Origin of the sequence: Halodesulfurarchaeum sp. (assembly GCF_036626455.1) — an archaeon.
In the GTDB taxonomy this organism is placed as follows: Archaea; Halobacteriota; Halobacteria; order Halobacteriales; family Halobacteriaceae; genus Halodesulfurarchaeum.
In genome coordinates, this window is record NZ_JAZKRK010000050.1 from 1 (window position 1) to 10997 (window position 10997).

Sequence of the window (10997 nt, forward strand, 5' to 3'; positions counted from 1 at the left end):
ATCGACCGAAACCGATGCTCCCGGTTGCCGATCGCCCCATTTTGGAGCATACTATCGAAGCCGCACGATCAGCCGGGGCCGACCGGATCATCCTGGTCGTCGGCTACGAGGCCGAGACCATTCGCGATCATTTCGGCTCGAACTGGGACGGCCTCGAAATCGAATACGTCAAGCAAGAATCCCGCGAGGGCACTGCTGACGCACTCAGACAGGCTGCCGAGGTGCTGGATGGGAATACATTCGCGGTTCTCAATGGCGACGGGTTGTACGACCCTCAGTCGCTCCGGCAGGTGTTCGAGTCCGGGCCGTCAGTCGGAGCGATGCGAGTCGAGGACCCGACTCAGTACGGCGTTCTCGAACTCTCGGATGACGATTCTCAGGTCATCGGTGTCGACGAGAAACCGGCCGACCCACCGTCAGATCTTGTCAACACTGGCGCATACGTGTTCCCGGGCGCGGCAATCGACTGGCTCGACGTCGAGGCAAGCGAGCGAGGCGAACGCGAACTGACTGAGGTCCTCGAACGGGCCTGTGCGGAGTCCTCGGTCACACCCGTCGAAATGGAGCAGTGGCTCGATGTCGGCCGGCCCTGGGAACTGTTGGAAGCGAACGAATGGCTGATCGGCGAACGGTCCAGAGCCATTGCGGGGAACGTCCACCCTGGGGCCGTCCTCCAGGGTGCAGTCGTCGTCGAGCCGGGGGCGACAGTCCGCTCCGGAGTCGTCGTCGAAGGCCCAACTATCATTCGGGAAGGGGCGACAATCGGTCCAAATGCGTATATTCGCGGCACCACGCTCATCGATCGCGACGTGCAGATCGGTCACTCCGTGGAGGTGAAAAACAGTGTCGTCATGCCGAAAACGAGTATTTCACATCTCTCCTACGTCGGTGACAGCGTGATCGGATCGGACGTCAATTTCGGCGCGGGCACGACCGTCGCGAATCTCAGACACGATGACCGGACCGTATTGACGACGGTCAAGGGCGAGACAGTCGATACCGGCCGCCGGAAGTTCGGCTGTGTGTGTGGCCCAGAAGCAAAAACAGGAATCAATACGAGTCTCAATGTCGGTGTCGCGCTCGACGCAGGTGTAACGACTGAGCCAGGATCGGTCGTGAAACGGGACTGATTTCCGCCGATTGGAAGGATACGTTTTTGCCCCCGGCCCCGCGAGTCGATGGTAATGGAGGAGGACGGGGACGTCTGCGTGCTGATTCCGACGCTTAACGAAGCCGAAACTATTGGCGACGTTATCGAGGGGCTTCAAGCGGTCGGACTCGACAATATTCTCGTCATCGACGGCGATTCTGCGGACGATACCGTCGAAATCGCCGAATCGGCTGGGGCCACCGTCATTGTTCAATCAGGGAGCGGGAAGGGACAGGCCGTCCGCGAGGCGCTCGACCACATTGATTCGAAATACCTCCTCATGCTCGATGGGGACGGAACCTACGATCCGGCACAGGCCGAACGGTTACTTGAACCCCTCCGGTCGGGCGAAGCCGACCACGTCGTCGGCAATCGCTTTGCCGATATGGAATCGGGGGCGATGACCCGGTTGAACAAAGTCGGCAACAAACTCTTCAACGCCGTCTTTCGACGGGTCCACGGTGAGGACCACGGAGATATTTTGTCCGGCTACCGGGCATTCACGCGAGAGTCCTTCGACCGGATGCATTTGACAGCAGCGGGCTTTGGCATCGAGACCGAGATCGCCGTGGAATGTGTGAAACGGGGGCTCGATGTGGCTGTAGTCCCGATCACGTACCGGGCTCGGCCTGCGGAGTCCGACCCAAACCTCAGCCCAATCGCTGACGGTGGGCGCATCCTCCTGACGCTGTATAGCCTCGCAAAGACGACGAACCCGCTGTTCTACTTCGGAAGTATCGGAGCGGTGATTTTCGGGGGCGGCGTGCTCGTCGGAGGATACGTCGGTGTCGAATTCTTCACCCAGGGAATCTCTCACGAGATTTTAGCGGTTGTGGCAACCCTGGGACTGCTCCTCGGCGGTCAGTTGATCTTGTTCGGCTTTCTTGCTGATATGCTGGCCAGCCTGCACCGGGAACGGCTTCGGCGACTCGACGAAATCGACGATCGGCTCGAGGATTTAGAATAGGGATTTCAGGCCGGCAACCCAGGCCTGTGGAAGCCGACGTCGAGCGCCATTGAGTGCCCGATCGAGCGCTCGCGTTGCGTGTTCGTCAATCCCTGGGCCATGCCCAACGAGGATTCGATCAGGATTCACTTGTCGAAGGTTCTGGGGTGGTGACAGGCGAACCATGGGATGGACGCCGATCCGCTCGGGACCGGCTGTGAAGTACGAGGCATTCCCGAGGACATCGGCAGTCAGGAGCGTCTGTCCGTCATAGAGTGCGGCTTCACTCCAGCCGGGCCAGCTGAGTGTTCGGATGACCTCGACGTCTTCCCCTGGGAGTGTTGCCCCCAACATTTCTGTCGGTGCGTCAAATTCCCTGTCGACGTAGGGTGGGTGGGAGAGCGGAACGTCAAAGCGCCTGGCGAAGGCTGCTGCATCACGTTCGTGCCGATCGAGGAGGACAGCGACCCCTTTTACCTCACCCAGGGCCTCGATTTCCGCGTCGATTCCCGGCGCATCGACCGGGTCGACGATCCAGACCCCATCCCCGAAGTCGATGGCGTGGCTGGCTCGTTGCATCGTTTCCCCAGGATGGGCGAACCAGCCGAAACCGCCGTCGAATCGATCGACGATTTCGGGTTCGACGGTGGTCTCGTCGTCTTTGAAGGGCATACCTGATTTACGGTCCGACACCTGTTAACGATTTGCACCGCGGAAAATCGGTCTGAGCGCTGTGGCCCTTCACAGTCGGTCAGTATCGATGGGGATGCCAGGGGGACTCATAACGAGAAATCGTCGAAAATGAGTCAACGAGCCGCCTCCCTCTTTGACGTCCCGAGCGAACCCGGCGGCCAATTCGTTCAGATCGCCTTCGATGGCGAGCATGAGGACGTTTCCGGCCTCGATTTCGGCCAGCCATTCCTCGTCGGGAGTGGTTCCATCAAGCGTTCCCAAGACGACACGACCACCGAAATCGCCCTCCTCGGCGTCTTCGATATCGAGTTCCTCCTCGGCGTCGCGAAGGTCGAGGCTGAAATCGCTCATTGAGAACCGAAAGGCCGGGAACCGGGATAAACGTTCGTTCCCGATCAGCGGATAACCGTTTGGTCACCGTCGAGAATTTCGACGCTTGCATCGCTGTCGCTTGCTTCGACAGCCGCCTGGAAATCTGTGGGGTCCTGCTCGATTGGCGGGAAGGTGTCATAATGCATCGGAAAGGCCCGGTCAACCCCGAGCCACTCAACTGCGATAGCAGCCTGCTGCGGACCCATGGTGAAGTGATCCCCGATCGGGACAGCGACTGCATCGGGGTCGAGATGGCTGCCGATGACATCTCGCATCTCAGTCATCAGCGCGGTGTCACCGGCATGATAGAAGGTCGTGGCCTCGGACGCGTCCTCAGCTGGATCCCCGTCGCTGATCAGAAAGCCAGCCGGCATCCCGGCCGAGTTGGCGTAATCGGTTTCGATGCCGTTGGTATGGTCGGCTCGATGCATCGTCACGAATGCGTCTCCACATTCGACTGTTCCCCCGAGATTCATTCCGATTGTGTCGTTCACCCCATACTCGTCACCCACGTATGCCGCGAGTTCCGGGGTTGCGACGACCGTGCTATCCGGAAATTCCGGAACGTGGGCGATATGATCCGCGTGGCCGTGTGTTAGCAGGACGAAATCCGGCTCCCCAATGCTTGCTGGCCCGAGTTCGGTGTGTGGATTGTCGAAAAACGGGTCGATCAGCAGGTTCGTTTCACCGACTGTCACTGCCCAGGTCGAATGGCCGTGCCAAGTGAGTTCCATAGACGAAGATTGCAGGAAACGTGGCAAAAACGTGACGCCGATGGGCCCGATTCTCGGAACGCTTAGGCCACGGGGGGTCAAATCGGAGTGCATGCGAACTGTTCGCTTTCGGGATCCAGCGGGGGCAACCCGTGTCGGCGAGTGGACCACTGCCGGTATCGAATTCGGGGGTCAGGTCTACAATCTGGATGCAGTCGATATCTTGCCCCCAGCCGAACCGACCAAGATCATCGCGATCGGGTTGAACTACGCGGATCACGCCGAAGAGCGCAACTCGGAAATTCCCGACCGGCCATTACTTTTCCTCAAAACACCGAATACGGTTGCTGGACATGGAGATACGATCACCTTGCCCGCAGGCAAGGAGCGAGTCGATTACGAGGCCGAATTCGGCGTGGTGATCGGCGAACAGGCTCGAAACGTCGCTGAATCCCAGGCCTGGGAGTTCGTGGCCGGGTTCACGGCTGTCAATGACGTGTCGAATCGCGACGACCAAGAGCGCGAACAGAACTGGGTCCGCGGAAAAGCCTTCGACGGAGCCGCGCCGATGGGCCCAGTCGTCGCTGATCCTGAAGACGTGCCCGAGGACGCGACAATCGAACTCCGGGTGAACGGCGAGGTCCGCCAGCATTCCTCCCGGGCCGAGTTCATCTTCTCCGTGCCTGCACTCGTTGCGGAGATTTCCTCGTATATGACGCTCGAACCGGGAGACGTCATTAGTACGGGCACACCCGCTGGCGTCGGCCCCCTGTCAGATGGCGATACCGTCGAAATCGAGATCGAAGGGGTTGGCACACTCAAACACGGCGTGAGACGGACCGATGCGGCGTCGAGGTAACCAACCTTAAGACTCGCCGCAAGTATCTTTTGTTTATGGAACCACGGGATCTCTCCGATCACACGGAGTACGTTGCGGGCCAGGGGATCGAAGAGGTTGCCCGCGAACTCGGGAGGGACCCCTCGGAACTCGTGAAACTCGCGTCGAACGAGAATCCGTTCGGTCCGAGTCCCAAGGCGGTCGACGCGATTCGCGAATCGGCCCCTGGGGTCCACCACTATCCCAAATCGGCTCACACCGATCTGACCGAGGCGATTGCAGCAAAGTGGGCTGTTGATTCCTCACAAATCTGGCTCTCGCCGGGCGGAGATGGCGCTCTCGATTATCTGGCCCGGGCGATGCTCGAACCGGGCGACACAGTCCTCGTTCCCGACCCGGGGTTTGCCTACTACGAGATGTCGGCCCGGTTTCACCACGGGACTGTCAATCGCTATTCGATAGTCGAGGCCACGGACTTCGCACTCACACCTGAAACGGTTCTGGACAGCTATCAGGGCGAGCGCATCGTCTACCTCACGAGTCCACATAATCCACTCGGGGGCCAGTTCACAATCGAGGCGGTTCGGGAAATCGCAGCAGCGACGGACGACGAGACCCTTGTGATCGTCGACGAGGCCTACGGAGAATTTGCTGAGGGAGAGAGCGCCAGAACGCTTCTCGATCAGCGCACGGATATCGCCGTGTTGCGAACCTTCTCGAAGGCCTACGGACTTGCCGGACTTCGACTGGGCTATACAATCGTTCCGAGCCCCTGGGCGGATGCGTACGCACGGGTCAACACCCCGTTTGGCGTCAGTTCGATTGCGTGTATGGCGGGACAAGCCGCGCTCGAAGACGACGAACACGTCGAGAGAACGGTGGAGACGGTCAAGTGGGCCCGGGAGTACATGCGCTCGGAGATCGAGGCCCCAGTTCACGAGAGTCACGGGAACTTCGTCATGGTCGAGGTCGGGGACGGAACGGCAGTGGCCGACGCGATGCGGGACCGGGGCGTCATCATTCGTGATCTGAGTAGTTTCGGTCTCCCAGCCCACGTTCGGATCACTGCTGGCACGAACTCGGAGACCAAACAGGCGGTCCGAGAACTCAACGAGGTGCTTGAATCGTGAGAGTGGCCGTGACGGGGACCCCTGGGACGGGGAAGACGACGGCGACCGACCGTCTCGAGACCGACCTCGAAGTCGTTCATCTCAACGAAATCGTTCGTGAGGAAGGCCTCGACGCCGGGACAGACGAAAAACGAGACAGCGTGGTCGCTGATTTGGATGCGGTAGCCGAGTACCTCACCGATCGAGATGATATCGTTGTGGAATCCCATCTCGCCCATCACCTGGATGTGGACCGCGTCGTGGTTCTGCGATGCGACCCAGAAAGGATCGAAACACGACTGGCCGACAGGGGCGAATCCCCGAAAACACGTCGGGAAAACGCGGAAAGTGAAGCCCTCGATCTCATTCTCTCAGAAGCGGTCACGGCTCATGGCGAGGAGTCGATCTACGAGATCGAGACGACCGAGCAGACACCGGACAAAACTGCACAGGCCATTGAAGCAGCGATCGCGGGCACCCGTGAACCGAGTGCTGGGACCGTCGATTACACATCGTATCTATGACACTTGATAGACTCAGACCGATCGCGAACCTGTTTCTCGACCCCTTTGTCGGGACTGCCAAGCGGATCGGGCTGTCACCTGACGAGATCAGCCTACTCGCGTTCCTCCTTGCCGTGGCAGCGGGGATTTCGTTTTTGCAAGCCCGTCCGACCTGGTACCTTGCCGGGGCGATATTTGTGTTCCTCAACGGCTGGCTCGATCTCCTTGATGGCGCCCTGGCCCGCGAGCTGGAGACCGATTCACAGGCCGGGAATCTTCTGGACCACGTCTTGGACCGATATGCTGACATAGTGGTTGTCGCGGGCCTTGCTGGGGGCCTCGGTCAGTTCGCGCTGGGATTTGCAGCCATCACTGGTGTCCTTCTCACCTCGTATCTCGGGACACAGATCGAGGCTGTGGGTCTCGAACGCGAGTATGGCGGCTTGCTTGGTCGGGCTGATCGGCTGGCGCTGGTTGGGCTTGTCGCTGTCATTGTTCCGTTTTATCCGGCAATTGCGGGCATCTCCCTTGTGGCGATCCTGCTGGCAGTCCTGGCAGTCGTGGGTCACGTTACCGCAGTACAGCGCTTTGTCGGGGCCTGGGGAGAACTATGATAGACGGGTCGCACGATTTAAGGCCGGTGGCAGGTAATCATTCGCTATGGTTCAGTGTGAGATGTGCGGCGCCGAGACACAGTCCCCGAATACGGTCAAAATCGAGGGCGCCGAGTTGCAGGTCTGTGCTGACTGTGCCGAGTTCGGCACCGAAGTCAAGACCCAAGAGACGACGACCACGTCGACGAAATATTCGACGAACAAGAGCGGTACGAGTTCTTCGACTGGCTCATCGGCGACCGGTGGCAGCGGTGGCTCGAGTGGGCGTCGCCGGGACCTCTACGACGAAATGGAGGAACTTGCCGAGGATTACGACGACCGAATTCGTAATGCGCGGGAGAGCAGGGACCTTATGCAAGAAGAACTGGCCGACCAGATAAACGAGAAGGTTAGCCTCATCCGCAAACTCGAACACGGTGATATCCTCCCGAGCGACGAGGTCCAATCCAAACTCGAGGGCCATTTCGACATCTCGCTCACGGCGGCAACGGAATCCGGTGACGAGGAATGGGATTCTGGTGACTCGGATTCCGGGCTGACTCTCGGTGACATGGTCGAACGGAAGGACTGATCGCAGGGAACGATTCCCGACACCGGACCGAACCACCAATCTTTTTCGCCATCCGGGGAGTCCCACAGGTATGTTCATCCTCGTCAATTTCAAAGCCTACGACGTCGACCCCGTAGCAATTGCAACGGCTGCGGCCGCTGTCGATGCCGAAACAGCGACGAATATCGGAGTCGCTCCCCAGGCGGCGGATATCGGTCCTGTCTCAGAGACCGGTGCCACTACCTGGGCCCAACATACGAGCCCGGTTGAGCCGGGGAGCCATACGGGCCAGCCACTTGCCGAGGGGTTGGCTCGAAACGGTGCGACAGGGACACTGATCAACCATTCCGAACGGCGGCTCACCCTTGCAGAAATCGATGCGTCCATCCGCGCTGCGGAGCGGGCCGGACTCGACACGATCGTTTGTGCGAACAATCCCGACCAGATCGCTGCGGTCGCGGCCCTTGGGCCCGACGCGGTTGCTGTAGAACCGCCCGAACTCATTGGAAGCGGGACACCTGTGAGCCAGGCCGATCCGTCGATCGTTTCTGACGCTGTCGAGGCTGCAGCGGGCGTCGATCCGGCAGTCGATGTCTACTGTGGGGCTGGAATCAGCACGGCCGAAGACGTCGATGCCGCGGCGGACCTTGGGGCGGACGGGGTCTTGTTGGCTAGCGGCGTTGCAAAAGCCGAGGACCCGGCTGCAGCGCTTGACGGCCTTGTTACCGAATAACTAACTCCTGGTTCACTCCGAACTATCAAAGGATTCGATGCGGGATTGGCCCCGAACCTCACTCTCTGTTTCACCACTGTGAGCCTCCGCATCCGGGTCGTCGGCCCAGTCTTCGAGGCCAGCCTGTTCGTTGTCGGCAAAGCTGAGATTGGAGACTCGGACTCCCAGTTTGCGGACTCGCCGGTCTTCGAACTCCTCGAACAGTTTCTGGGCGGTTTCACGAACCAGCTCGGGATCGTCGACGGGGCCGCTGAGCGAGCGTTCCCGAGTATGCATTTCGAACGGTGGTTCGATGACTTTGATACCAATCGTCCGGTACAGGGCCCCTTTGTTCGTGGCCCGGGCAGCGACAGCCCTGGCAAGAGCCGCCAGTTGGTCACGGGCCCGTTCTGGATCCGAAATCGGCTCACCGAAGGATGATTCTCGCGAGAGACTTTTTGCGCGGCCCCTGGATTCGACTTGCCGCTCGTCGATCCCTCTGGCGCGAAAGTGGAGGTCGCGGCCCCGTTCGCCGAACTGGTCGGTTATCGTCTCGAGATCGGCATTCGCGAGGTCTCCGATCGTTTCGATGCCCAGATCGTGAAACGTGCTCGCGCTCTTCGGGCCGACCCCATGAAGGTCTTTTATTGGAAGGGGGTCGAGGAAGTCCTGTAGATCGGGCGGCTTGATGACGGTCAATCCGTCGGGTTTGTCGTGATCGGAGGCGATTTTCGCTGCGCTCATGTTCGGAGCGACACCCACGCTTGCCGGAACGCCCACTTTGCGCTCGATCCGTTGTTTGACGTGCCGACCGAACCCCTCCGCAACTTCCCAGGCGGTCCGATCGGTGACATCCAGGTAGGCTTCGTCGATGCTGACCTCTCTGACGGTCTCTGCGAGTTCGTACAGGATCTCCTTGACGTCTGCGGCGATCGATTTGTAGTACTCGTGATCGACTGACCGATAGTACCCGACTGGGTCGGTGTCCGACTCGGCTTGCTCATCTGGCGGCGCGGACGCTCGTGGCAACTGGTCAAGAGCTTCGGAGATGGGTTGTGCACTTTCGACGCCGTACTCGCGGGCTTCGTAACTGGCCGTCGCGACTGCGCCGATGGTGTCACCGGGTTCGTAGCCCATTCCGACAACAACTGGCTCACCGTCAAGGGCAGGCTCCTGCAGTCGCTCACAGGATGCGTAAAAGCAGTCCATGTCGACGTGGAGGACGATGGCTGGCTCGCTTTCAGTGGCCCCAGGGAGCCGGCCCTCGCGAGGCATATCGCAGACTCTGCACTGCGTGCATATAACCACCCTGTCCCACGCGAAAATCGGTCTACTGCTCCGCAGCTAGACGCCTTCGATACGGGTGCCCTTTTGACGACATTCTTCGAGGCCGTGTTTCGCGGCCATGCCAGCGTCGTGGGCAGTCGTGCCCGTCCCGATACCGACTTGAAGGGTCACATCGGCAGTTGCTTCCACATGTTTGATGATCGATTCGTACTCCGCCTCCTCGAGGTCCGGACAGACTGAGATGACGTTGTCGCCCCCGACGAAGAAGGCTAGCCCGCCGTATTCGTCATGTAGGTGTTGCATGAGCGTGGCGTAGCCCTGTTCGATCTGGATGAACGTCGAAAACGCGTCGAGTTCGTCAGTGTACTTTCCGGTCGCATCGATCACGTCGAAATGGGCGATGTGGACGTCATCGTCAGTTCGGTCCTCGGAACCCAGCGCGTTTCCGAGAAGTTCCTCAGTTCGGTCCTGATCTTGCGCACTCCCGCGCTCCTGGAGCAGAGCGGTCGCCTCGATCAACGCTTCGCCAGGGGACGGACCGTGACCGATTGCCATGCTGATCGTGACCGGATAGCGGTTGCCCATCGATTCTTGGATCCGTGCGTGGTCCGAAACATCGACCCCGTTAGTCACTGCGATAATGTTGTCGAACCGGGTGAAAAAGACGTACCCACCGTTGTTGCCGAACTGTTGGGAGAGGTCCGCGAACAAACGGGATTGCAGTGTCTGGAGGTCGACCTCCCGGCGCGGTGACGGAGTAACCGTCCACGGGCCGTAATTATCGATCTGGATGAGAGTGACCTGCGTGTTCGTCACGATATTCGTTTGTTTTCGCGGGCCGGGTTAACTTGTACGGTTCCGGATGAGCCCGGCCGCGGATCTGGACCCGTGGTAAATCGTTCACACAATCGGATTTACGACAACTAATATAACTAATAACATTCACATTATGTCATAGGTAAACCTAATTACGTTACGTTTATGGTGGTCGGATACCAAAATCGAGATATAATGAACCGGCGTCGGTTTCTCGGAGCCATTGGGACAGTCGGGAGTGGGGCCGTTGCCGGCTGTTCCACCCTCGGGAGCACGGCCCCAGGAAGTAGTGTCACTCTCGCGTACGACGCTGCGCCCCCACATTTTCAGGCGGTCGTGATGGACCAGGAAGGGTGGTTGGACGAGATGGCTGCCGAGTACGAGTCAACGGAAGCCAGTTGCAATAGTATCGTGCAATTACTCGTCTCCGGAAACGCGGATATCGGAATGATCGGAACCGTTCCTGCGCTGGTGGTGGCCGATTCGGACACGGAAGCGTCTGTGGTCTCTGCGAGTTCGACGGACGCCTTTGTCGTCATGATTTCAGCAGCGGTCGCCGACCGGTTTGAGACCAACGCAGACGGTTTTGCGGGGTTCCGCGAGGAGTACGGACGAAGATTCAAGCTGGGGACCTACCCAAAGGGCAGCGTTTCCGACATTACCGCACGGTACTGGATCACCGAAGTCCGTGGGG

The 10997-nt window shown here is 59.6% G+C and carries 14 protein-coding genes; 9 read left to right on the forward strand and 5 right to left on the reverse strand.

Annotated elements, in window-relative coordinates; genetic code table 11:
* On the forward strand, positions 1 to 1130 hold a 1130-nt coding region (gene glmU, locus V5A26_RS10475; RefSeq protein WP_332322462.1), incomplete at its 5' end, for a bifunctional sugar-1-phosphate nucleotidylyltransferase/acetyltransferase.
* Between the two features lie 54 nt (positions 1131 to 1184).
* On the forward strand, positions 1185 to 2117 hold the full coding sequence (gene aglJ / locus V5A26_RS10480; RefSeq protein ID WP_332321875.1) for an S-layer glycoprotein N-glycosyltransferase AglJ: 933 nt from the start codon (positions 1185 to 1187) through the stop codon (positions 2115 to 2117).
* Here the strand turns inward: aglJ and V5A26_RS10485 are convergent.
* From V5A26_RS10485 to V5A26_RS10495, 3 genes are all read right to left on the reverse strand, one after another.
* On the reverse strand, positions 2109 to 2768 hold the full coding sequence (locus V5A26_RS10485; protein ID WP_332322463.1) for a hypothetical protein: 660 nt from the start codon (positions 2766 to 2768) through the stop codon (positions 2109 to 2111). The two genes, aglJ and V5A26_RS10485, sit on opposite strands and share 9 nt — an antisense overlap.
* Before the next feature lie 69 nt (positions 2769 to 2837).
* Positions 2838 to 3140 (reverse strand): DUF5779 family protein, encoded by a 303-nt coding sequence (locus V5A26_RS10490; protein WP_332321873.1) that lies wholly within the window; start codon positions 3138 to 3140, stop codon positions 2838 to 2840.
* Between the two features lie 44 nt (positions 3141 to 3184).
* Entirely contained in the window at positions 3185 to 3895 is a 711-nt protein-coding gene (locus V5A26_RS10495) for a metal-dependent hydrolase (protein WP_332322464.1), read from the reverse strand.
* Positions 3896 to 3986: 91 nt separating this feature from the next.
* On the opposite strand from V5A26_RS10495, the gene V5A26_RS10500 reads away from it, so the two are divergent.
* From V5A26_RS10500 to tpiA, 6 genes are all read left to right on the forward strand, one after another.
* Positions 3987 to 4733, forward strand: coding sequence for a fumarylacetoacetate hydrolase family protein (locus V5A26_RS10500; RefSeq protein WP_332322465.1), 747 nt, complete (start codon positions 3987 to 3989; stop codon positions 4731 to 4733).
* Positions 4734 to 4768: 35 nt separating this feature from the next.
* The gene (gene hisC / locus V5A26_RS10505) at positions 4769 to 5842 is read left to right on the forward strand and encodes a histidinol-phosphate transaminase (protein ID WP_332322466.1); all 1074 of its coding nucleotides are present in this window, start codon (positions 4769 to 4771) and stop codon (positions 5840 to 5842) included.
* Positions 5839 to 6345: an adenylate kinase family protein gene (locus V5A26_RS10510; RefSeq protein ID WP_332321869.1), complete on the forward strand. Its 507-nt coding sequence runs from the start codon at positions 5839 to 5841 to the stop codon at positions 6343 to 6345. The genes hisC and V5A26_RS10510 overlap by 4 nt, the downstream gene beginning before the upstream one ends.
* Complete coding sequence (locus V5A26_RS10515; protein WP_332321868.1) at positions 6342 to 6938, forward strand: CDP-alcohol phosphatidyltransferase family protein; 597 nt, start codon at positions 6342 to 6344, stop codon at positions 6936 to 6938. The genes V5A26_RS10510 and V5A26_RS10515 overlap by 4 nt, the downstream gene beginning before the upstream one ends.
* A gap of 46 nt (positions 6939 to 6984) precedes the next feature.
* On the forward strand, positions 6985 to 7509 hold the full coding sequence (locus V5A26_RS10520; protein ID WP_332321867.1) for a multiprotein bridging factor aMBF1: 525 nt from the start codon (positions 6985 to 6987) through the stop codon (positions 7507 to 7509).
* Between the two features lie 70 nt (positions 7510 to 7579).
* Complete coding sequence (gene tpiA, locus V5A26_RS10525; RefSeq protein WP_332321866.1) at positions 7580 to 8221, forward strand: triose-phosphate isomerase; 642 nt, start codon at positions 7580 to 7582, stop codon at positions 8219 to 8221.
* Between the two features lie 12 nt (positions 8222 to 8233).
* Here tpiA and dinB read toward each other — a convergent pair whose 3' ends face one another.
* Together dinB and V5A26_RS10535 are read right to left on the reverse strand one after the other, a co-directional pair.
* Entirely contained in the window at positions 8234 to 9475 is a 1242-nt protein-coding gene (gene dinB / locus V5A26_RS10530) for a DNA polymerase IV (RefSeq protein ID WP_332321865.1), read from the reverse strand.
* Positions 9476 to 9544: 69 nt separating this feature from the next.
* Positions 9545 to 10303, reverse strand: coding sequence for a GTP cyclohydrolase III (locus V5A26_RS10535; RefSeq protein WP_332321864.1), 759 nt, complete (start codon positions 10301 to 10303; stop codon positions 9545 to 9547).
* Between the two features lie 195 nt (positions 10304 to 10498).
* Between V5A26_RS10535 and V5A26_RS10540 the strand changes: the two genes are divergently transcribed.
* Positions 10499 to 10997: ABC transporter substrate-binding protein (locus V5A26_RS10540; RefSeq protein ID WP_332322467.1), on the forward strand; the 499-nt coding region annotated here is incomplete at its 3' end.